The organism is Phormidium tenue FACHB-1050, from assembly GCF_014696925.1.
Lineage (GTDB): Bacteria > Cyanobacteriota > Cyanobacteriia > Pseudanabaenales > Pseudanabaenaceae > Pseudanabaena.
In genome coordinates this window covers 25,977-48,978 of the sequence record NZ_JACJQY010000010.1, presented here as the reverse complement: position 1 = coordinate 48,978, position 23,002 = coordinate 25,977, and the positions used below count along the sequence as shown (strand labels likewise).

General features: G+C 42.7%; 19 protein-coding genes. 8 read left to right on the top strand and 11 right to left on the bottom strand.

Going from position 1 to position 23,002, the window contains the following annotated elements; genetic code table 11:
• Positions 1 to 89 precede the first annotated feature (89 nt).
• From H6G05_RS08575 to H6G05_RS08560, 4 genes are all read right to left on the bottom strand, one after another.
• Positions 90 to 893 carry a GNAT family N-acetyltransferase gene (locus H6G05_RS08575; protein ID WP_190577776.1) on the bottom strand — a complete coding sequence of 268 codons (804 nt, stop codon included), beginning with the start codon at positions 891 to 893 and terminating at the stop codon, positions 90 to 92.
• Positions 890 to 1,984: a DUF3419 family protein gene (locus H6G05_RS08570; protein WP_199310393.1), complete on the bottom strand. Its 1,095-nt coding sequence runs from the start codon at positions 1,982 to 1,984 to the stop codon at positions 890 to 892. Before H6G05_RS08570 ends, H6G05_RS08575 begins: the two co-directional genes overlap by 4 nt.
• Positions 1,974 to 2,708 carry an iron-containing redox enzyme family protein gene (locus H6G05_RS08565; RefSeq protein ID WP_190577775.1) on the bottom strand — a complete coding sequence of 245 codons (735 nt, stop codon included), beginning with the start codon at positions 2,706 to 2,708 and terminating at the stop codon, positions 1,974 to 1,976. Before H6G05_RS08565 ends, H6G05_RS08570 begins: the two co-directional genes overlap by 11 nt.
• A 174-nt stretch (positions 2,709 to 2,882) precedes the next feature.
• The gene (locus tag H6G05_RS08560; protein ID WP_190577774.1) at positions 2,883 to 3,875 is read right to left on the bottom strand and encodes a fatty acid desaturase family protein; all 993 of its coding nucleotides are present in this window, start codon (positions 3,873 to 3,875) and stop codon (positions 2,883 to 2,885) included.
• Between the two features lie 328 nt (positions 3,876 to 4,203).
• On the opposite strand from H6G05_RS08560, the gene H6G05_RS08555 reads away from it, so the two are divergent.
• Together H6G05_RS08555 and purD are read left to right on the top strand one after the other, a co-directional pair.
• Positions 4,204 to 4,839 (top strand): chromophore lyase CpcT/CpeT, encoded by a 636-nt coding sequence (locus tag H6G05_RS08555; RefSeq protein ID WP_190577773.1) that lies wholly within the window; start codon positions 4,204 to 4,206, stop codon positions 4,837 to 4,839.
• 316 nt (positions 4,840 to 5,155) lie between these two features.
• A complete protein-coding gene (gene purD / locus H6G05_RS08550) occupies positions 5,156 to 6,427 on the top strand; it encodes a phosphoribosylamine--glycine ligase (RefSeq protein ID WP_190577772.1) in 1,272 nt (423 codons plus the stop codon).
• Between the two features lie 224 nt (positions 6,428 to 6,651).
• On the opposite strand, the gene radA is transcribed toward purD, so the two are convergent.
• The 3 genes from radA to H6G05_RS08535 form a co-directional block, all read right to left on the bottom strand.
• On the bottom strand, positions 6,652 to 8,085 hold the full coding sequence (radA, locus tag H6G05_RS08545; RefSeq protein ID WP_190577771.1) for a DNA repair protein RadA: 1,434 nt from the start codon (positions 8,083 to 8,085) through the stop codon (positions 6,652 to 6,654).
• A 649-nt stretch (positions 8,086 to 8,734) separates the two neighbouring features.
• A complete protein-coding gene (locus H6G05_RS08540) occupies positions 8,735 to 10,066 on the bottom strand; it encodes a trypsin-like serine peptidase (protein WP_190577770.1) in 1,332 nt (443 codons plus the stop codon).
• A 291-nt stretch (positions 10,067 to 10,357) separates the two neighbouring features.
• On the bottom strand, positions 10,358 to 10,618 hold the full coding sequence (locus H6G05_RS08535; RefSeq protein WP_190577769.1) for a hypothetical protein: 261 nt from the start codon (positions 10,616 to 10,618) through the stop codon (positions 10,358 to 10,360).
• Positions 10,619 to 10,775: 157 nt separating this feature from the next.
• Here H6G05_RS08535 and H6G05_RS08530 point away from each other — a divergent pair, with 157 nt between their 5' ends.
• Both H6G05_RS08530 and H6G05_RS08525 read left to right on the top strand, forming a co-directional pair.
• Positions 10,776 to 12,707: a pentapeptide repeat-containing protein gene (locus H6G05_RS08530; protein WP_190577768.1), complete on the top strand. Its 1,932-nt coding sequence runs from the start codon at positions 10,776 to 10,778 to the stop codon at positions 12,705 to 12,707.
• A gap of 373 nt (positions 12,708 to 13,080) precedes the next feature.
• Positions 13,081 to 13,950, top strand: a complete 870-nt coding sequence (locus tag H6G05_RS08525; RefSeq protein WP_190577767.1) for a metallophosphoesterase — start codon at positions 13,081 to 13,083, stop codon at positions 13,948 to 13,950.
• Positions 13,951 to 14,071: 121 nt separating this feature from the next.
• Here the strand turns inward: H6G05_RS08525 and trmD are convergent, their stop codons facing one another.
• The gene (gene trmD, locus H6G05_RS08520; protein ID WP_190577766.1) at positions 14,072 to 14,740 is read right to left on the bottom strand and encodes a tRNA (guanosine(37)-N1)-methyltransferase TrmD; all 669 of its coding nucleotides are present in this window, start codon (positions 14,738 to 14,740) and stop codon (positions 14,072 to 14,074) included.
• Positions 14,741 to 14,798: 58 nt separating this feature from the next.
• On the opposite strand from trmD, the gene H6G05_RS08515 reads away from it, so the two are divergent.
• Together H6G05_RS08515 and H6G05_RS26110 are read left to right on the top strand one after the other, a co-directional pair.
• Entirely contained in the window at positions 14,799 to 16,052 is a 1,254-nt protein-coding gene (locus tag H6G05_RS08515) for a molybdopterin molybdotransferase MoeA (protein WP_190577765.1), read from the top strand.
• A gap of 224 nt (positions 16,053 to 16,276) precedes the next feature.
• Entirely contained in the window at positions 16,277 to 17,551 is a 1,275-nt protein-coding gene (locus H6G05_RS26110; protein ID WP_456356022.1) for an RNA polymerase sigma factor SigF, read from the top strand.
• 71 nt (positions 17,552 to 17,622) lie between these two features.
• Here H6G05_RS26110 and atpC read toward each other — a convergent pair whose 3' ends face one another.
• Complete coding sequence (gene atpC / locus H6G05_RS08505; RefSeq protein ID WP_190577764.1) at positions 17,623 to 18,027, bottom strand: ATP synthase F1 subunit epsilon; 405 nt, start codon at positions 18,025 to 18,027, stop codon at positions 17,623 to 17,625.
• A gap of 121 nt (positions 18,028 to 18,148) precedes the next feature.
• Positions 18,149 to 19,582, bottom strand: coding sequence for a F0F1 ATP synthase subunit beta (atpD, locus tag H6G05_RS08500; RefSeq protein WP_190577763.1), 1,434 nt, complete (start codon positions 19,580 to 19,582; stop codon positions 18,149 to 18,151).
• Between the two features lie 219 nt (positions 19,583 to 19,801).
• On the opposite strand from atpD, the gene H6G05_RS08495 reads away from it, so the two are divergent.
• Positions 19,802 to 20,326 carry a dihydrofolate reductase family protein gene (locus tag H6G05_RS08495; RefSeq protein ID WP_190577762.1) on the top strand — a complete coding sequence of 175 codons (525 nt, stop codon included), beginning with the start codon at positions 19,802 to 19,804 and terminating at the stop codon, positions 20,324 to 20,326.
• Between the two features lie 100 nt (positions 20,327 to 20,426).
• A complete protein-coding gene (locus H6G05_RS08490; RefSeq protein WP_190577761.1) occupies positions 20,427 to 21,206 on the top strand; it encodes a 3'-5' exonuclease in 780 nt (259 codons plus the stop codon).
• 243 nt (positions 21,207 to 21,449) lie between these two features.
• On the opposite strand, the gene H6G05_RS08485 is transcribed toward H6G05_RS08490, so the two are convergent.
• Complete coding sequence (locus H6G05_RS08485) at positions 21,450 to 22,472, bottom strand: bifunctional riboflavin kinase/FAD synthetase (protein ID WP_190577760.1); 1,023 nt, start codon at positions 22,470 to 22,472, stop codon at positions 21,450 to 21,452.
• Between the last annotated feature and the right edge of the window lie 530 nt (positions 22,473 to 23,002).

The window sequence follows — 23,002 nt, the reverse complement described above, 5'->3', positions numbered from 1 at the left end:
TAAAATCCTTATATCGTTTATCAATCTAGCGAAGTATGGGTTTGTTTCCCCGCCTTCGGCGGGGAAACAAACCCATACTTCGCTTGGTATTAAATATCGCTAGTTAAAACAAATCGCCAATCACATTGATTCATTCCATGACTGACCAAACTAGCCGTCGCATTGGGGAAAATCTCTTTGGTTCCCAATGCGATCGCGAGTTGATCGCCACTAGGTACACAAAACATATGGGTATATCCAGCTAGCGGAGTCTCAATCTCTAGTTGCATGTTTTCGCCCCACTGCACATGCAGCAATGGCAGCATTTTTCCATTACTTTGGAGCTTTAAATCCTTAATTCCTTGCAGAGATAGATAGGAAATCTTACCGCGATATTTTATTAGTATCGGTTCCAGCGATCGCATAGTGGACTCGTCTACACTGTAGATCCCTAATATCGATGAGCATCGGAATCGCAAAAGGTTAAACTTCTCATAAATACGCACCAACCGATTGGGCTTGCCATCGCTGGTGTTCATCGAAATCGTATAACCGCGATCGCATTTACTCACACAGGACTGTAAAGCATAATGCAGGAGCCTCATCGAAAGATATTGTCTCTGATAGTCTGGATGCACTTTTAAATCGCATAAATACCAAGCTAAACGCGACGATTCTCCTTGGAGATCGGTTACTTGCCGAAGAATGCCAGCACCAACTGCGGCGACCCTCTCACCATCCAAGGCAACAAAGTAATTGACATCGCCAAGGCGATCAAAAAAGGCAAAGTAGTTATCACCATGATCAATTTGGAACGAGTCGTTTCCCAATGGATAGAACGCAGTCTGCTCGATCGCCTCAATGCCGACTTGAAATAAAGAACGCTCGGCTAATTCAACACGATGAAACTTCATGACTGAAAACCTACTACAACTTCACGATAGAAAAATGAGCGATCGCTTGATAATAATTCCTGACTAAGATTGTGATCAACGGCTATACGCTCCGCCATGACTGCGGCTAAATGATGATCGCCATTGAGCCGCCGCCCAATGATCGCTCCTCCTAATTTCAAGCAAGCGATCGCATCCGTCAACATTTGATGAAGATCGCTCAAAGGCATCCAGTCGGAAATATTAGAAAACTGAATCAAATCGAATTTTTCCACTTCGGCAAGTTGCTGAAGGCGATCGACAAATGCCCCCTGATGCAATTGTAATCTTTCTGTTCCTAGTTCCCGAATATCTTTCTGAGAGGAGTCTTGGAGATATAGAGGTAATCCTTCACCTGCAAGATCGTTGGTGTAGCGATCGCCCCAGACTTGGGTTAAAAAATAATTTTCTCTGGGATTGAAACGCTGCAAAGCTTGGGCAAATACATCAGCAAAATGTTCGCCAAAACTGCGATCCATCGAATAGTTAACTGCCGCTTCACCGAAAGTTAGGACAAGTCTCTCCCGTTCAAATACCTGCTCAAACAGATTGCGCCATTGTGGATGTTGAATTGCGGTTAAGGGTTCTTTTAAAGGAGCAATCCCAAGCTGAGCAAATTTTGTAGCAAGTTCGCGAAATAGCTGCTCAAATCGTCCCACTCGATTGACTCCAAAGGCGATTTGCTCCTGTCTAGCATCCCAAAATGCTTGGGTGGGTTTCGGCAAATAGGCTCGTAAGTTGGCATAGATGCTGAGGCGATCGCGATCGCTAGCAGCTTGATCGGCTCCAATCAATCGTAATTGTGCATCTAGCGGCAAATGCAATAGGGCTTGTCGGCGCAATTCCACAAGATGTAGTTGGGCGGGATTGAGATCTACGGCTTCGATTTTGGCGATCGCAGGGCTAGTTAGTAAACTGAGGGCTGTACAACCACCTGAAGCCACCAAAAGGATTCTGAGTGGTCGCTGATACTTTGCTAGTTTTTGGATGACCCGTAATTCAATGCGAGGATCTTCGCGTACTTGTGAGAACGCAATTTCTGAGACGGGGCTAGCCTTCAAGTTACAAATCACGATACAAACTCCAAAAATAGTGAGCGCCCAGCGCTAATCCTTGGACAACTTGCTCTCGAGAACAGGGATTCATCCAACCCATTTCTGCTAAATGCAGCAAGTCTCTGGCATGTTCGGTATCTAACTTCTCATGCACTGCATAGTGGGACTGACTGCCAGTAGCCGTCCAACCACGTTGTTGCAAAGTCCTAGCGATAGCGGTGCTAATCCCGACATAGAGATACTCGATCATGCCAAGCATCGCCGCTCCTGATTCACCCGACTGCATTAAGCAATATGTCAAAATCGATTGGTTAAAGGCTAATACTGGCATCGTGCAGGTAGCATCTAGTTCGCGATCAGTTACGCCCAAGGCGCGAAGATATTGCTGAAACGTATATTTATGCGATCGCCAGCGATCGCCATGTCCATGTTCTTCAGTGATATTTGCAAGCAGAGGCAATCGATATTCTAGGGTTGTGGTTCTGGCTAATACTGCCGCCAATGGCTGAGAGAATGACTCTACTGCAAACCGAAAGGGAACTTGACTTTGCCGAAAAGCATCGCGATCGGTCAGAGGATCTTCCATCCAAAGGATATAGGGATGGAAATTAAAGTCATAAACTTCTGCTACCCGTAAAACTGCTGACTGCAAAGATGGTAATTTGCTCAAATCAGCTATAGCCAATTCAGGATATTGCCGAATTCTAGGATTAGCGATCGGTTTTCTGATTAAAGTTTGCATATTTCTCTCTCTACTTAATTAATCACTGACGTTACATGGAAGGAATTCCTGCAATAGCATAGGTTGGGGGCTGGCACGGGGGCACAGCCCCTACGGAAATGGGTATGGGCAATCCCCTGTGGTTGCCCTGCTTCTTTACTAGCAAGAGATTCACCATCTGAGTTCCACGTAACATCAATTAATCACAACGGAACCGACTTGCCGACGCTGCCAGCTTGCCGAGATGAAGTCTTGCACAAAAGAAAAATAGGAAGGAATATAAGGTGCACCCCGTTGGATCAGATCTGATTTCAACTCTTGATGCAAGCGTGGTAAATGATGCCAAGGCACGGCTGGATAGAGATGATGTTCTAGATGATAGTTCTCATTACACATAAAGAATCGCACTAAGGGAACTGTCAGAATCGTGCGAGTTCCGCGAATTAAATCTGCTTCATGTTCGAGGAGTGTGTGCTGACTCATGCCGCGAATATTCACCATCGTGTTAATCCACAGCATCGGAATTAGCCAACCATGAATTAGCAAAGCTGGAGGTAGAGGGGAAAGTAACACAGTCGTAACTAATAAGCCTAGCAAGCCCACTTCGATCGCAATCCAAAGGCGATCGCTATGATTTCCCTGCCAAAAGCCAAGAATCGGAATCGCCACAATATAGACAGGATAACCAATTATCAATCTTCCCCAATGCATCAAAAAGGTTAACCAGTTCCATTTTGTATAGTTTTTGTAATGATCGGGATCTCCCTCTACACCTAAGTGTTGATGATGCTTAAGATGTAAGACTTTATAAGCGGAGAAATTTTGCCCAACGGGTAAAGCACAAAGAATACTCAGCCACCGATTCCATTGCAGATTGCGACTGAGTACGCCATGCACTCCCTCATGGGTAAACAGGCTAATACCATGCAAAGAAGCTGCTGCCAAAAGATACAGGGGTAAACAGAATACATAAGACCAAGGTGTAGCGATCGCCTGTACTAACGCATAGGCTGCCAATGCCGAAACTATGTACAAAGCAATGAAAATGGGCAAACGGTGCGGATGTTGATCGAGGCTATGTAATTGTTTAAGAAGTTCGGGAGCAAGTTTTGGTTTTGCTGTCTCGCCATCATGAGCAGATTGCTCAAGTCTAAAATTGTCCTTGTCTGAGAATTGTTGTGTTTTCATAGACTTAGGGATTCCCACAGAGTAGGTCATATATAATTGCGATCGCTAAGAGCCAATATGTTGTGGAGTAGCGAAGTTGCTTCACAACATAAAGATGCCAGATTTGCTTTGTGTTAAAGGCTCACTTTTAGGATCATTAGCAGGATCAATTATTTTGATTTTGCTTGCTCTAAGGGCTTCACCGTAAAATAAAGAACCGATTTTCGATGGCGCGGCTTCGCCGCGCCATCGAAAATCGGGTTCCTTATCAAATCGCAGAACCCTAAGCTCTATTCACATCTCTTTTACTTAATATTTAATTCATTTAATTATCTTAATTTAACAATCTATGACAGTACTTACCCATCCCAATGATGTATATGTCCTTGCTCAATGGCTAGCAGGCGATCATAGTAATTGGGAACAAGCGATCGATAACCCCCCATTTTTTGCCCATATCCGCGTTGGTATCCGTACCTTGCCCAACCCGATTACTGAGGATGGAGTATGGCTATTTCTTGAGCAAGCTTACGACTATGAGCTACATCATCCCTATCGCACAGCAGTCTTACACCTGATCTTTCAAAACGATCGCATTGAAATCATCAACTATCGTCTTACAGATGCCGAAAAATTCTTTGGTGCTAGTCGCGATCGCGATCAGCTCAAGGAGATGGATGCAAATGCGATCGCCCAATTGCAAGGCTGTACGCAATGGGTACATCGCGCCGATCAGCTTACTTTTAAAGGCACTGTCGAGCCTGGGAAAAAGTGCTGCATTAATCGCAAGGGTGTCGATACCTATCTCTCGATTGAGTTTGAAGTGACTGAGAATAGCTATAGCAGCCTTGATCGTGGCTATGATTTGGTCACCGATGAACGGGTGTGGGGTTCGATCGCAGGAGCCTTTCAATTCACCAAAAAAATCAGCTTTGGCGACGAAATTTCTCTAGGTTCTACTCCTCAAGGTATAATAGCTTCCTGACAAATTAGATTTTTGGGCATCTAATATACTGATCAACCAGTATTTAGATGCCCAAAATCTGATCAATCGGCGCTTTCTGGATCGTAATTTGCCATTGACTAAATGCTAAATAATGTTTTAAAAGCCTTGCTAAGGGGCATACAGTAAAGAACTGATTTTTTTATGGCACAGCAAAGCCGCGCTATAAAAAAATCTGGTTCTTTACTAAATTGCAAAAACCTTATGTAACGCTGCTCAAACTTTGATTGGGATTTGCTCAAATCGTAAGCTGCTGTAAATCAGAAAGCAAAACTAGTGTGAGTATTAAAGGTGTAATTTGAAAGTCCTCGTAGTTGGTAGTGGCGGTAGAGAACACGCCTTAGCTTGGAAACTTCTGCAATCCCCCAATATTGATCGCGTCTTTTGTATTCCAGGAAATGGCGGTACGGCAACCATGCCCAATTGCCAGAACGTTTCTCTGAGCATTGATGATTTTGAGGGGATTTTAAGGTTTGCCCAAGTGCAAGGTGTTGGTTTTACAATAGTTGGTCCCGAACTGCCCCTAGCACTTGGCATTGTTGATTATTTTCAAGCAGCCGAAGCATTAATTTTTGGCCCAACACGAGAAGGCGCACAGATTGAAGCTAGTAAATCTTGGGCAAAAGCACTGATGCAAGAAGCCAATATCCCCACCGCCGCCAGTGCTACTTTCCAGAGTCTCAATGCGGCTCAAGCCTATGTGCAGCAACAAGGCGCACCCATTGTGATTAAGGCTGATGGTCTAGCTAGCGGTAAGGGTGTCACCGTAGCGATGACCCTCGAAGAAGCTAACGAAGCGATCGATCGCATTTTCGCAGGACAGTTCGGCTCCGCAGGCGAAACCGTAGTCATCGAAGAATTTATGACAGGGCAAGAAGTATCTGTCCTTGCGGTCACCGATGGTAAAACCATTCGCCCCTTAAGTCCTGCTCAAGATCACAAACGCCTCGGTGATGGTGATACAGGACCAAACACAGGCGGTATGGGAGCCTATGCACCCGCGCCGATCGCTACACCTGAGTTGATGGCAAAAGTGCAAACTCAAGTTCTAGAACCTGCGATCGCCGCTTTAAATGCTAGAGGCATTGATTATCGTGGTTGTCTCTATGCGGGGCTAATGATTACTCCCGAAGGCGAACCAAAAGTTGTGGAGTTCAACTGTCGGTTGGGCGATCCTGAGACCCAAGCCGTCTTGCCATTACTGGACACAAATCTGGATGATTTGCTTATGGCTTGTGTCGAAGGTAACCTCGCTGACTTCCCCCAAATTAAATGGAAAAACCAGTCATCCGTATGTGTGGTAATGGCCGCAGGTGGTTACCCAGACAAGGTAGAGACAGGGCAGTTTATTACAGGTATCGGTAAAGCCGAAGACATAGGAGCCTTTGTATTTCAGTCAGGAACAAAACTCAAGAACAATGCCATCGTGACCAATGGCGGTCGAGTGCTGGGGGTAACGGCTTTGGGCGATGACATTCGTAATGCTATCACCAATGTTTATAGCGCCGTTGACTTTATTGCCTATGACGGGATGTATTACCGCAAGGATATTGCGAGTAAAGCAATGTAATACCAAAGCACAAAATGGCGTAGCTATTTTGTGCTTTGGTATCGACAAAAGACGAGTGGCGGCGCGAAGCGCCACTCGTCTTTTGTGTTTTGTAATGCAAGTGACTACAGCCATATAGCAAAGCAAGTTTTGCTTAGGACATAAAACCCCAGAATCAAGTGGCGGCGCTTCGCGCCGCCACTTGATTCTGGGGTTTTGGTTGCTATAGCTTGGAGGGAATGAAATTATTCATCACTTGGCTTAGCAACTTCAAACTTAGTTCGTGGCAGAGCCGCCACGATCGCATCGAGAACTTTACTCACAGGAATGATCTCCATTCCATAGTCCTGCATCACCTGCATACTAGGAATAATTGCCCGTTTAAAGCCTAGCTTTGCTGCTTCTTTTAATCGTAAATCTAATTGAGAAACTGGGCGCACCTGTCCGCCTAGTCCCACTTCACCAATCATCACTGTGCGCGGATCGACCGTGCGATCGCGAAAACTTGCAGCAACAGCGATCGCTACTCCCAAATCCACCGCAGGTTCCGCCACATTTAAGCCACCTGCTGCGGCAACATAGGCATCAAGTTTTGATAGGGGAATGCCAATTCTTTTTTCGAGAACTGCGAGAATTTGCAGAAAGCGATTGGTTTCAATACCCGTTGTCGTGCGGCGTGGAGAAGAATAACTGGTAGGGCTGACAAGGGCTTGTAATTCCACGACAATCGGGCGTGTTCCCTCACAGGCGACAATTGTGGCGGTTCCGGGGACAGATTCATCACGATTGCCGAGAAATAACTCCGAAGGATTGGAAACCTCACGCAAACCGCGATCAATCATTTCAAATACACCGATTTCTTGTGTTGCCCCAAATCTATTTTTGACCGATCGCAATAATCTATGAGTAGCAAAGCGATCGCCTTCAAAGTAAAGAACTGTATCCACCATATGTTCTAAAACTTTTGGCCCCGCGATCGAGCCTTCTTTTGTCACATGTCCAACGATAAATAAAGAGATATTCTCGCGCTTCGCCACCCGCATCAGTGCCGCCGTACATTCCCGCACTTGCGAAACTGAACCCGGGGCAGCATTTAAGTTTGAGAAGTAGAGGGCTTGAATACTATCGATGACGACAACCTTGGGACGGAGAGATTGCAGTTCTCTCAAAACAGTTTCTAAATCTGTTTCCGCTAACAAATAGAGATCTTCAGAGTTCTCTTCTAAGATTCCTAATCTTTGCGATCGCAGTTTTACCTGTTGTGCTGACTCCTCGGCACAGACATAGAGCGTAGGATAGCGGCTCATCAGTTTTTGCGCCATGCCCAATAATAGGGTACTTTTGCCAATCCCCGGTTCACCACCAATCAGCACAAGGGAGCCTGCGACAATACCTCCACCCAAAACGCGATCAAGTTCTTCATAACCAGAAGGCGATCGCGCTTGGTCGTTGTCCGTAATTTGCGAGAGGGTTAAGGATTCTCTAGATTTTGCCTTGCCTGTAGATTTGGCTGTACCGAGATGCGAGAATGTGGCGATCGCATTGGTATTTGTGGAGATGACAGGAATTATTTCCTCTTGCAATGATCCCCAACTGGAGCAAGCGGGACATTTCCCATACATCTGCGGGAAGTCTTCTCCGCAGTTATTACAAACATATCGACTTTTTGCTTTTGCCATTGTTTAAATATATAAAAGGCTAAATGAGATTTTGGGCTAAAGTATTCACCTCATCATGTTCCATTTTGCTAAGTATGGTTTGTTATGAAATAAAATAAATCGTTTACTCCAATGCATGTAGTCCTCCTCTATGCAGTAAGAGCTTAAGAAGTATTTAATCCTGTAATCTATCTAGCAATTTCCGAGGTAGTGACTAAGTTTATATAGTGAAATCAGTAAGGCAACTAACCTAAGGTAATACATGTATTGTCAGACTAAACACCTCATTTAGGTGATTAGTCAAATTTTTCTGCATAAATATTCCAAAATATAGTTTTAGGCAGCGTTTTGCTGTATTGAGATCTCATATAGGTCGATTAGACAAATACTTGGATTTCAGCTTATATACCCTATAGTTACATTAGACTAAATTTTTCCAAGACTATATTTAGGCTGTTTATACCGTATTGAAGTACATCAAGAGATAATCGCTAAGCTTCAAAGAGTAAGTAAGGGAGTGAGAATGAGTAATTAGGATATTACTCATTCTCACTCCCTTACTTTGCATTTTTCCTCCAAAGTTTTCTTCAGAATTTGAGTCAGTATATATAGTATAAGTACACTCTCTTTTTAGATAGTAAATTTCTTGATAACCAGCAAATAGAATTATTTATATGCTAGATTCGAAACTTTTCAAGCCGTCACCTAAAAGAATATTAACTAGTCCTGAATCTAACTCACCGTTTAGAGCTTTACCTCGTATATGTTTGGCGATTTTACAAGTTCTAACTCCTTCATACCCAACAACTATATTGTTTTCAGCGATATAGGCTCGATGCAGTCCAACCAATTGCCATGCCTGATTAAAAAGAGGGCTTCCCGATGAACCTTGTTCAGCATCCGCTTCGTAATAAATAAAATCATCACTCATGTTGATAACCCGATTACTCGAAACAACAATTTTTTTGTAATCTCCTCTAGGATGTTGAATGACAGTAACAGGTTCTCCATCTAAGCCATCTACCCCATCTTTATAAGTTTTTAGCAGTCTTGCTTTCTCCAACATTTCTTCCACCGCAGGTTCAAATAGGAAGTTAGAATGCTTCTTTTTTAATTCTTGTTCGCTTTTAAAGGATAAAGGTGGCGAGATCGTTGCATCATCTTCTGTTAGTCGAGGATATTCCTCTGCTGAAATTTGGAGCTTTTCTCCTATTTCTTCAGCAGAATCCTTCAATTTTATCAGGGCATAATCCAAATTATCATCGCTGGTCACCAACCTCTCAACATTTATTTGTTGAGAGGTTTTATTTTCTTCCTGATAATTTTGTTCATAAAGAAATTCGCACACGAGTTTATCAAGATTTATTTCTTTTATGACGTGATTAGCAGTTAAGAGATAGTTTTCTGAAACTAAAAAGCCTGTTCCAGCAGGTAACATACCACCCAAATATTCTTTGATGTTCTGTAGAGTAAACGCTTGATCGAAATTTGTATCATTACAGCCTTTAAAGAAACCATCCCTCCGTTGATCATTGAAGAGAAGTAGTTCTGCCATCTCTTCTATAGAAAATGGATTTCCTATCCTACATCTACCCTCAATCGCGGTTTTCACAAGCTCTGATAAAGCTGCTGCATCGTCTTCATGGTCAATTCTTCGTAAAATTCGACAAACAGCTTTACCAGAGCCAATACCCCGACTAAAAAAAGAAAAATCTAGGAAATCTGGTATTCCTACAGCAGTTGTGAATCGTGACGACCGCTTGTGTTTCTCCTTATAAACTTTATTAATAATCCGAATAAAATCTTTGTCATCCTTAATGCGTGTCGTTTTTAATGCCAGATCAATCTCCTCGACTTTTGGTTTTGGTATTGGAATGAAACTTTGCGCTTCTTTTTTATAGTATTCCAAATCTTGCTCATCATTAACTACTTCTAAGCTGGCGAGTACACTCCCTAAAAAACCATCAATTAACCCTTGAGTGACAATTCTTTTTAAGGTCATATAATTTCTGTATGTACAATGTGTGTAAACTTTTTCAGGCTATCTAAACTGTTTAACTACTTAACTGCTTAGATGATAAGCTAAGTAGCTTAAAACTAAGAGCAAGAACGAATATAAGTATTATAAGATGATTGTAAAAGGTCTTATTGCTTAGATTTGGTATAGTAAATAATCGTTACAATCTACTGTTAAATTAGCTAAGGTTTTTTCTGTGAAAAGTAACAAAGACGTTCGAGGGCTAAAAATATCTCAAAATAATTTAACATTTGACCAACGAGGCATTATAGCTGGTCAAACAGATGCCACTGTTGGATTGATACTTTTATTCTTAATCCTAATCTCTATTGTTTCTGGCTGTGGGGAAGGATTAATTGCTGAACTAGTTGTTGCAGGGATTTTACAGGATTTTGCAGGATCGAAAATCGTATTTTCTTGCTTAGGAATATTTATTATTGCTTGGGGGATAACAACATCAATATTCGGGGCGATAAAAGGTGCTTGTTTGTCGTCATTAATAGCGCTATTTTCGATGCTGATAGCTGTTGGTTTCAATCGACATCTTGTCGTTTTCTTTAGCCAAGACACAGTTGATCTGTTACTAAAACTTCTAGTGATACTAGCTTTGGGAGGGACGATAGCATTTCTCAGTGTAATAATGCTGTATTTTGCTGTTTTTTCCTTAAACAAAGAATATCCTTATCTAAAAGTCTTGAAATATCCTATTTATGGAATCAATATTTGTACTGCTGGCTTGATCGCAAAGGCTATGTTCTATAGTGCTCTGAACACTCAAAGATTCAATGAGCTAAGGGCTACTAACAGTTTGCCAGAATACTTTTTGCAAACATTGGCTTTTTCAGGATTATGTTTTGGTTGTTTGAATGTTGTTTTTACTCAGTCACAAGTTCTACAACAACCTTTAGAGGGAGAAAAGAATTTCCCTTATCTGAAGATTTGGTCTACTTACTTAGGAACCTTAAGAGGCACCTCCTATTATGGTTTGGATCTTAGCTATGTTGATTTTCGCAACTCTATTTTAGCGAATACTGACTTGAGAGCTTGTAAATTCTATCGTACCTGTTGGATAGGCGTTGAGGGACTATCACGAGCACACGTTGATAACAGATATCTAGATTTAGATCAGCCTAAAGTGCAGAAATTGCTAACAACCAATTATTCTACAAATCCTGATTTTAGGCGAGTGAACTTGAGAGGAGTCTATTTGCGAGATGCTAAATTACAGACTTTAGATTTCACTGGAGCAGATTTGACTGAGGCAGATTTACAGGGAGCAGATCTCTGTAATAGTATCTTGATCACAGCCAATCTAAGTGGAGCTAATTTGCAGCAGGCTAATCTTCGAGGGGCAAATCTGACCAACGCAAATCTTAACCAGACTATTCTAAAAGGAGCAGATTTGCGAGAGGCAATTTTAGCCCGTGCACAGTTAGTAAACGTTAGTCTAGCTGGAGCTAAGCTAACAGGAATCTGCATTGCTGATTGGAATTTACACAATACAAATCTCCAAGGTGTTGAATGTGATTATATTTACCTAAAAATAGATCAAGCTGGTGAACCCTTTCAGCAGCGTTATTTTGCTCCTGGGAAGTTTGAGGTTCGATACCAGCAGAATCCAGACAGTAGTCTAACTGAAGTAATGTTAGAAGACAAATTAAACTGGATGGTTCTTGATCTAGTATTGGCAAAATTGCGAAGGGAGCATCCAAAGTTTGACTTTAGCATTCAAGATGCAGGTAACTTGAGTCAAGGTGCATTCGTACAAATCCGCCATCATCAAACAGTTATATCAGCTATAGTAGAAAATTCGTTCCAGAAAGTGTACGAAGAAATATGTGAACTCGTTAACGTTCACAATCCAGAAATTCAAGCCTTCTTACAGAATTTTTTTGGCTCAAATATGCCAAGAACAGCAGGTAACTACTCAGAAAATTATAGTTTATCGCGCCCAATGTTAGAGAGTATTCTGAGCGATGTTTTAGGTTTGAAACAACAGGTGTTAGCAATCGAAACGAAAATTGATGATTATCCTCCAAAAGGTCAAACGGTCATCTTATTTTTATCTGCAAACCCTAAAAATACAGAGCGCTTGCAACTGGATAATGAAGTTCGTGAAATTGATGAAGGTTTGCAACGCGCACAACTCCGAAGCCATTTTACTTTGAAGCAACGTTGGGCAGTACGTCCTCGTGATATTCGGAGAGCTTTGTTAGACGAGCATCCTAGGATTGTCCATTTCTCTGGACATGGCAGTGGGTCAGAAGGGTTGGTTCTAGAAGATATGACGGGTATGGCAAAAATAGTCAGTACAGAAGCCATAGCAGGTTTGTTTGAACAGTTTTCAGACGAGATAGCTTGTGTGGTACTGAATGCTTGCTACTCTGAGACGCAGGCAAAGGCGATTGCACAGCATATTCCTTTTGTGATTGGGATGAGTAATGCGATCGAAGACCACGCTGCTATCGAATTTTCCATAGGCTTTTACGATGGTATCCTGGCAGGCTTAACCATTGAGAAAGCTTACAAACTTGGTTGTAATGCTATCCAAATGCAAGGTATCCCAGAACATCTTGCGCCTGTGCTGAAACGGAAAGTATCACAGGGAGAATTGATTGACTTGTGAGTGCAGTCTAAATTTATCCAATTGCACCCGATGAGAAATAATCTTGGTTAGGATTGAAAGGCAATATATTCAGGAGTAACCCAAGGCGTTAGATTGAAAGATTATTTCTGCATATCGTTTGTTGCTTTAGCCAATTGCGGGTATATATCTGTTAGGCGATCGCGCATTTTTCTAACCACATATTAAAATCTCTAGCGATGTAGAGTAAGAGTCTCGAAACTTGACTTTCAGCCTATACACTTTATAGTTAGACTAGACTGAATTTTTTGGTCTAATCCATAGTTTAGCTATCAAAATATGCTAATCGTCATCAAGAAGAAATAGGATAACTGCCCAAGAACGAGTCATGGTGGAAATGAGAGATATAGCGATAGTGTCTGCTGATGCACCCCGTACTCTAGGATGGTTGCGGTTAGTGATTGTTTCTGACACCCATAATGTTGATATACCTATTTCTCTTTTCCCTGAAGGGGATTTGTTGATTCATGCAGGAGACCATACAAAGAATGGACTTCTTACTGAGCTTACTGATGCGGCAACATGGCTACGTTCGCTAGCGGCTCGTTTCACCTATGGCGTTGTAGCGATCGCGGGAAATCATGACAAGCCACTAGACGTAGAAACATGGCTCCAAGTTGCCTCCCTTTCGCATCCAGAAGAACAATGGAGCAGTGAATTGATGACTACTGCACAGGACTTGTTCAAGGACAACGAAATTGATAATCTCTGCGCTCCCATGCGTCTACTTCAGCATTCTGCGGAAGAGATAGCAGGGTTGAAATTCTTTGGTTCACCATACATAGGTTTGACACCTCGCCGACAGGCGATGACCCAAGGTAATCCTCTGCGCTACGAGGGTTTTGCTCGCGACCCTCAGCGTTTAATAGAACTTTACGCAGATATCCCCTCTCGACTAGATGTGCTGATCACGCATAGCCCTCCTTTGGGAATTCTCGACTCCAGTGTGCAGTATGGTGGAGTTCTACGGGAAAAGCCGATTGCAATTGGTAGTGTGGCTCTGCGGGAGCGTCTGCGCGTAATGCTCCCAGATGAGCGCCCCCGACTACATATTTTTGGGCATGAGCATGACGCTAGAGGTGTATTTTGGGATGAGGAGTTAGGGATTCTCTTTGTCAACGCAGCAGCAGTAAATGGCGATCAAAACGTCATTAAGCAGGGAGGGGATTATGTTATGAAAGAAGGCTTCCGTCCTTGGGTAATCGACATCAGAGTAACTCCCTAACCCTATACTTTGAGTGCGATCGCCTATCTTGTAGCGTGCATTAATGAAATGTAACGCAGATTTTCAATACATGTTATACATGCGTTACGCTGCGCTAACACATGCTACTACTAGGCGATCGCTAAAGCATATCAGGACGACGTTCTTTTGTTCTTAAAATTTGTTGTTCCTTTCTCCATTCCGCTATCAACTTATGATTACCCGATCGCAATACTTCAGGAACTTCCCAACCACGAAATACGGGTGGTCTTGTATATTGTGGATAATCTAACAATCCATCTTCAAAGCTCTCAAACTTGAGCGAGTCTTCCTTCCCAACTGTCCCTGGACGCAAACGCACGACTCCGTTAATTAGTGCCAGCGCAGGAATTTCGCCACAGGTCAGTACAAAATCACCGAGGGAAACTTCACGAGTTACGAGATGTTCACATACGCGCTCATCCACACCTTCATAACTTCCACAAATGAGAACTAACTGATTGTAATTAGCGAGTTCTTTAAACATCTCCTGCTTCATTGGTTCCCCCTGCGGAGTCATGTAAATGATTTCACGCTTAGGCAAAATTGGGAGTGATTCCACTGCCGCAAAAATGGGATCGGGCTTCATTAACATGCCTACACCGCCGCCATAGGGTTCATCATCGACACGATGATGCTTATCGGTGGTGAAATCTCTAGGATTGGTGAGATGTACTTCCGCAATTTGATTCGCGATCGCCTTACCGAGCAAACTTGTCTGCAATGGCGAAGTGAAAAATTCAGGAAAGAGAGTGACAATATCTATACGCATAAATAAATTCTATAGTAGAGGGCAGCCCTAAGCGCTGCCCTCTATCTTTAATGTCCTTATGCTACCTGTCTCTGAAGTCGAAAAAATAATTTTAGATTTAGTCAAACCTTTCGATCCAGAAATCGATAGTGAAATCTTGCCGTTGTCGCAGGCGATCGCTCGAATTCTTGCTGAAGACATTAACAGCACTATGGACTTTCCCCATTGGGACAACTCAGCAATGGATGGCTATGCTTTGCGTTATGCAGACTTAGCCGATTTGCCTGAACTAAAACTCATGATCGCCTCTGATGAAATACCCGCAGGGACAGCGATCGCAAAACCCTTACAAAAAGGTGAATGTATCCGCATATTTACGGGTGGAATGTTGCCGCATGGTGCAGATACGGTAATCATGCAGGAAGATACTGAACGCACTGATAATTTTTTACAGCTTAAGGTCAAGCCAAGCCAAGGTGAATATGTACGCCGCAAAGGTGAATTTATTCAGACTGGGACAACTCTAGTCAAAGCAGGAACCAAATTAAGCGCAACAGAAATCGGTGCTTTAGCTTCCGCAAGATGTCAGCAAGTGAAAATCTACCGTCAACCGAAAATAGCAATTATTTCTACAGGCAACGAATTGTTGAGCCTTGACAGTTCGCAGCCGCTTCAAGTGGGTCAAATTATCGATTCCAATCTCTATGCATTATCAGCATTAATTCATCAAGTAGGGGCGATCGCTATTCCTTTTGGCAATGTCCGCGATGACAAAACAGAACTAGAAGCCGTCATGCAACAGGCGCTCGCTTCAGCGGATATCGTTATCTCTTCAGGCGGCGTTTCTGTCGGTGATTACGATTATGTGGATCAAATCCTAGAAAAAATGGGAGCGGATATTCATGTGCAATCAGTGGCGATTAAACCAGGAAAACCGCTTACAGTCGCATCCCTCTCTCCCTCTTTTAATGTGAACAAAAGTGAGGATAAAATTCTCTATTTCGGAGTTCCCGGAAATCCCATGTCAGCCATGACTAGCTTTTGGCGATTTATTCGTGGTGCGATCGCTAAATTAAATGGAAGTAATCAAACTTACTGGTATCCACAATTTATTAAAGCCGTCACAATGAAGGATTTACACTCACAAGGGCGGCGCGAAACCTACTTATGGGGAAATTTAACCTATCAAAAAGGAAAGCCTATTTTTCAACCTGTGCAGAATTATAGTTCGGGAAATTTGATCAGTGCGATTAGCTCAAATGCCCTAGCAGTAATGCATATAAACCAAACCTATGTACCAATGGGAGATGAAGTGATGATCATGTTAGTCTAATCATAATTTCCATCATGGCACTAAATCATTGTTAAAGGTATAATCTATGGACTATGAATAACATGAAAATTCTGTAGTTGTCTTAGACAATCAAAGAACTTGAACATGCAAACATAGATCCTATGATTTTCATTAGGTTTTAGTTAAGTCTTGCAAGGCTTTGGGTCAAGCTAAAACAACGAAACTCTATGTGCCATTGACAGCTATTGGTATCAAGCACATGTATGCAAAGCTCTCCCCTAATGTATTGGGCATATTTTCTGGCTGCTGGCATCATTGAGGATGTTCGTCTTATGCCATTAGATGAAAATAATTTAACTAATGAAAATGTAGCCACACTTTTAAGAGGTTATAGAGTTTCTCCCTCTGATCCTTTGCAGCAACAGCTAATTGAAATTCACATGGGATTAATTCGTGAAACGATCGCGGCTTTACCCATCTCATTAATTAATCAAAGAAATATTGGCGATCGCCGATCTAGTGATCGACCAAATGTAAACGAGCGTCGAGTCTCAAATCGTCGGGTTGGGGAACGCAGATCCAGCGATCGTGAACTACTCGAAGTTGGTAAACAAGGATTAAAAAAAGCCTTGCTCCAATTTAATCCTGAAACAGATTCAAATTTTTCTGAATTTGCGCGATCTCATATTCACAAGCATCTAGAGAATTTTTTGCAAAGACAATATCTTGACAATCGTAACGAACCTCACGAAGCCGAAGAATCTGATCCGCAAACTACCATCACCCGCAAACAAGAAAGTCTGGAAATTTTGCAAGCCTATCGTGCTAATCCCACAATCAAGCTACGCAATAAACTCGTAAATTTAAATATTGGCTTAGTGCGTCGTGAAGCCTATCACTGGAAAAATCAATGCCAAGAAAGTTTTGAAGACCTCATGCAGGTCGGCTCAATTGGGTTAATTAATGCGATCGAGAGATTTGATGTGAGCAAAGGTAATGCTTTTAGCTCCTTTGCCGTGCCATATATCAAGGGCGAAATCCAGCATTATTTACGCGACAAAAGCCCAACGGTGAGAATGCCGCGTGCGTGGCTAGCCACCTATAACCAAGGCTGTAAAATCATTCGTAATAGGCGTACGGAGACTGGTCGGGAACCATCAAGTCAAGAGATAGCGAATGAGCTAGGCATTACTGTTAGTGAGTGGTATGACATTAAACTAGCCTGTCAAAACCGATCGCCGATTAGTCTAGATACACCCATTGATCAAAGCGAAGATAATTCCACTTCGATCGGTGATCTAGTTACTGATCAGAAATACCAAAGTTTTCAGCTTGCCCAAGAAGCCAATATTCGTCTCCAGCAAGCCCTTGACCTCCTAGAAGATCGCACCCGTGAAGTGGTGGAGTTTGTATTTTTAAAAGAGTTTACTCATCGTGAGGTTGCTGAGACTTTAGGCATCAGTGCTGTTACTGTTTCACGACAACTCAAAAAAGGCTTAATTGCCCTCAAAAAGATTTTAGCTACGCCCATTGAATAATCAAAAAAGCGATCGCCTATGGCGATCGCTTTTTTGATTCGATAAAGATTTTCGTCAAGCGAAAATCTTTACTAGATAGGAGTAGTTGCTTGCAATCTAGCGCGAGCTATCCGCAAATTTTGCTCAGCTTGAATCTTACCTTGCTTATCTTCAGACTTGATACCAGCCAAAGCTTGCTCCGCATCTTCAAGTTTTTTGCGTGCTTCTTCAGCATTGATCGTGCTGCCTAATTCGCCACTACGAACCAAAACGGTTACTTCGTTTTCTTCGACTTCAGCAAAACCACCCGTAAGAGCGATCGCAGCCCAAGCTTTATCTTTGCGAAAACGTAGCACGCCTGTTTCGAGAGCCGAAATTAGAGGGGCGTGATCGGTCAAAATACCCAATTGCCCTGTGGAACTAGGTAAAATCACTTCCTCTGCGACAGTATCCAGAATTGTGGTATCTGGGGAAATTACTTTTACAGTTAGGGTCATTTTTTAAAATATTTGGTAATAGGTTTTAAGTTTTAGCTTTTGGGCTGTTAGCTGTTAGCTGTTAGCGCTTAGCTTTTTGAAAGGCTAACAGCTAACAGCTAAACGCTAATAGCAAAAATGCCTAATTACCAGCCTTGAGCTTTTCAGCCTTAGCGATCGCTTCTTCGATGTTACCAACGAGGTAGAAAGCTTGCTCAGGCAGATCATCAAGTTCACCCTTAAGGATGCGATCGAAACCACTGATGCTTTCTTCGAGGGTGACATACTTACCAGGAGAACCAGTAAATACTTCGGCAACGAAGAAGGGCTGAGACAAGAAGCGCTCAATCTTACGGGCGCGGGCTACAGCCAACTTGTCATCTTCAGAGAGTTCATCTAGACCCAAAATGGCGATGATATCTTGCAGTTCTTTGTAGCGCTGAAGAATTGCTTGTACGCCACGAGCTACACGGTAATGCTCATCGCTAACTACACCTGGTTGCAACATGGTCGAGGAAGAATCGAGGGGGTCAACCGCAGGATAAATACCCTTAGAAGCCAAGCCACGAGACAACACGGTGGTTGCATCCAAGTGAGCAAAGGTGGTTGCAGGAGCTGGGTCAGTCAAGTCATCCGCAGGAACGTAAACCGCTTGTACGGAGGTGATGGAACCTTCGGTGGTTGAGGTAATGCGCTCTTGCAAAGCACCCATATCGGTTGCCAAGGTGGGTTGATAACCTACAGCCGAGGGCATACGACCAAGTAGTGCAGATACTTCTGAACCAGCTTGAGTAAAGCGGAAAATATTGTCGATGAACAACAATACGTCTTGCTTGGAGACATCACGGAAGTACTCAGCCATGGTCAAGGCGGTTAAGCCAACACGCATACGCGCTCCAGGTGGCTCATTCATTTGACCGTAAACAAGAGCGAGGTACTGAAGTACGCCCGATTCTTTCATTTCGTTGTAGAGGTCATTACCTTCGCGGGTACGTTCGCCTACACCACCAAACACCGACACACCAGAGTGCTTTTTGGCGATGTTGTTAATTAATTCTTGAATTAATACGGTTTTGCCTACACCAGCACCACCGAATAGTCCAATTTTGCCACCACGTCGATAAGGTGCGAGAAGGTCAATTACCTTAATGCCCGTTTCAAAGGTGCTAGGTTTGGTTTCGAGTGATGTAAATGCAGGGGATGGACGGTGAATTGGGAATTTTTCTTCGGTAGTAACAGGTCCTAATTCATCAATAGGTTCGCCTAATACGTTGAAGATCCGACCAAGGGTGTTAGGACCAACAGGAACACTAATCGGTGCGCCTGTATCGGTTACATCCATACCTCTAACGATGCCGTCAGTGGTACTCATTGCAACTGCACGAACTTGGTTATCGCCTAATAATTGTTGTACTTCACAGGTGACATTAATGTCTTGTCCTGCGGAGTTACGACCAGTTACGACTACGGCGTTATAAATTTCGGGGATTTTGCCACTGGGGAATTCGGCATCGACCACAGGACCGATGATCTTGGTGATGCGCCCGACTGATACTTTCTCTGCGGTTGTTACCATGCTTGCTGTTTACTCCAGCCTCTTAACTCAGAATCTAAAAAATTTGCAATGAAATGACGTGCAAGAAGATATATGCAAGAAAATGCAACATATCAATAGGATCAAACTCTAAGAGTTTAACTTTTTTGCACTCACATATAAAGCTAACCGCTTCTCAAAATATCATTTAATGGGGATCGAAAGATCGCTGGTTTACCGAAAACGACTAGATTTTCTGCTATGGGACAATTGATTTTGTATATTGCCTCAAGTTTAGATGGCTATGTTGCGCGTAGTTCTGGAGCGGTGGACTGGCTTTTTACAGATCAGGATTATGGATATGAGGATTTTTATGTGACCTGCGATCGCCTAATCATGGGACGTAACACCTATGAGCAGATCCAATCTTGGGGCGAATATCCCTATCCTGATAAGCAAGGTTTTGTATTTTCACGTACTATTCAGCAAGAGCAAGATGAAAATGTGACTTTTGTAGGTGTCGATCTAGCTAGCTTTGTGAAAAATCTTAAATCTCAAGATGGTAAACACATTTGGCTAGTTGGTGGCGCAGCGATCGCCAAAACCTGTTTAGAAAGTAATCTCGTTGATAAATTTATTTTGTTGATCCACCCCATCATTTTAGGTGAAGGTATTCCTTTATTTCTACCTACTCTCAATTTAAAGTTAGAAAATTCTCAAACCTTTGATACAGGTTTGGTGCAGCTTACTTATCAAGCTTTATATGGCTGTAGCCACTTGCATTAAACCCAAGAATCGAGTGGCGGCGCTTTGCGCCGCCACTTTATTTCCTAGGCTGATGACAGCTTTAAGACTGACGCATTAGCCGTTTAACTAATTAGAATCAATGAAAATTAATGCCAATCTCTCTACGGAATTACTCACCTACTATCGCCAGCTTAGTACAGAGGTGTTTACAGTAGTTGACCTAGAAACAACAGGAGGAAAAGGCGATCGCGATCGCATTATCGAAATTTCAGTTCTTCAAGCCACACTTAAAGATGGAATTCAGCAGATACTTACCGACCTAATTAATCCTCACATCCCCATACCTGAACAAATCGTTAGATTTACAGGTATCTCACAGAGCATGGTTACTGATGTTGATGGCAGCGATCAGATTTTGCCAAAATATTTACCAATGTTGCAAACGGGAATTTTGACTGCTCACAATATTGGGTTTGATTACTCCTTCCTCAAAGCTGAATATCAAAGACTCGGTATTGAATTTAGCGCTCCTAAGCAACTTTGTACGGTCAAACTCTCAAGGTTGTTACTGCCACACTTGCCATCGCGATCGCTACCTAAGTTAGTCAAACACTACAACTTTGATGTCGGTAAGTCCCATCGAGCCGAATCGGATGCGATCGCCTGTTGGTTGCTTTTAGAGAAGCTACTAAACGAACTACTCAGTGCCAAAGATGAAGAAATCTTGAATCTATTTGGTCAACAATGGCTCTCTGGAGAAGACATTGCCATAATTTTACAACTTCCTCTTAATCAAGTTGAAGAGATTTTGACAGACTCCACAATCAAATCAAGGTTCTCAAATCGTAGACAAATCAATCTGTACCAACGTAGAGGAGTTGAAGAATTGGCAAAGACAATCATGCCATCCTCTAACTAGATAAAAGTGGCGGCGCAATGCGCCGCCACTTTTATCTAGCTTTCTCTTATCCCAATTCACGAAAATGTAGCTACACTTTTGTGAATTACAACGCTTTGCGCTCAAAACCAAACCAAGAAAAAAATTGAAAGCGTTGCAAAGCAACGCTTTCAATTTTTTTCTTGGTTTGGTTTTGAGCGGCAATTACTGTAAAGTCCCAACCCAGCAATGTAATACCAAGTTAAGAAATGGCTATGCCATTTCTTAACTTGGTATTACATTGCCATATAAGTTACGAGGAAAAGACATTACCATCTGTTGGCGATAGGGGGGAAGATAGTTTAGTGCTGATTGACAATCAGACTGAATTTGAGATTTGAGCGCATCTAGTGAATCAAATTTTCTCTCAGGTCGAATAAATTGGATAAGGTTTACACTAAGCATCTGGTCATAAAGATCACCCTGCCAATTAAATAAATGCACCTCAACCGATCGCTGATCGCCATCTACAGTTGGACGCAATCCAATATTCATCACCCCTAATATTTGTGACTGTGTTTCTACATCAGGATGATTGACCGTTGCTTGCACTGCGTACACCCCATCACGCGGCAAACACTTTTGTGTAGGCAGTTCTAAATTTGCGGTGGGGAAGCCTATCGTCCGTCCCAATTGCTTACCTTGGACAACCCTACCAACTAGGTTATAAGGACGACCGAGCAGCGAATTAGCTAAATCAATTTCACCTTGGGCTAGGGCTGTCCGAATATTCGAGCTACTGATCCTTACGGGAGGCTGCTCTCCCTCCCCGAATCTCATCGTCTGCTCTGGAACCACCGTAAGGCGATCGCCCCAAATATTTTGTAAGTCAGTGACATTACCTTGTCGTTTCTGCCCAAAGTGAAAATCAAAGCCAACACTGATTAATTCGACTTGGAGGGAGTCAATTAAAATTTGCTGGATAAATTCGGCAGCAGTTAGCTTGGCAAGATCCGCATCAAAGGGCAGCAAAACTAACTGCTCCACACCAAGGGCTTTGAACAAGGCTACTTTTTCATCCAAAGGGGCAAGTAGCGATCGCTGTTTTTGACTAAAAAATTCTTGGGGATGCGGCGAAAAAGAAACGACAGTACTAGTTAAATTTGGGTAGCGATCACTCAAAGATGTCGGCAAAATAGGCGCAATCACCTGCCGATGCCCCACATGTACGCCATCAAAGTTACCGAGGGCGATCGCAGTGGGACGAGAAATTTGGGTTGGGTCAAAAATTACTCTCACGCTTAACATTTTGACACAATAGAAACCCAAAAATAGTATTCATACTAAATCAAGAAATGGCGTAGCCATTTCTTGATTTAAAAACCCTTACTGGGTTTGGTTTTCAATTCTCAAACGAGACGCGACAGATAGAGCAATGGTCAGCTACAGATTATTGAGGCTTTAAGTAGTACAGAAATAATATTGAAAGCGGCGCTTTGCGGCGCTTTCAATATTATTTCTGGGTTTTAAGTCAGCGCAAAGCGCTGGGCACTGGCTCACTAATTAGTGATATCAATCTGTAATCTATACCTGATAGCGCTCCTAGGCTTTAGCTGCGATTTGCTTGTAAAGCCTCGCCAATCAACGACTTCATCGGTCTATCACTAATTAGCTATCCAGAGCCGCGCTGTAATGGAGATGGGTGCTAAAACGCCTATTTGATGAGTATCTAGGTAATTAATTACAAAGCAAAACCCGTAAAGTTTCACCTATGAGGGGCGCAACTTTACGGGTTTTAGAATTTATTTTGCACAAGTACTTACCAATAAATAAAGATG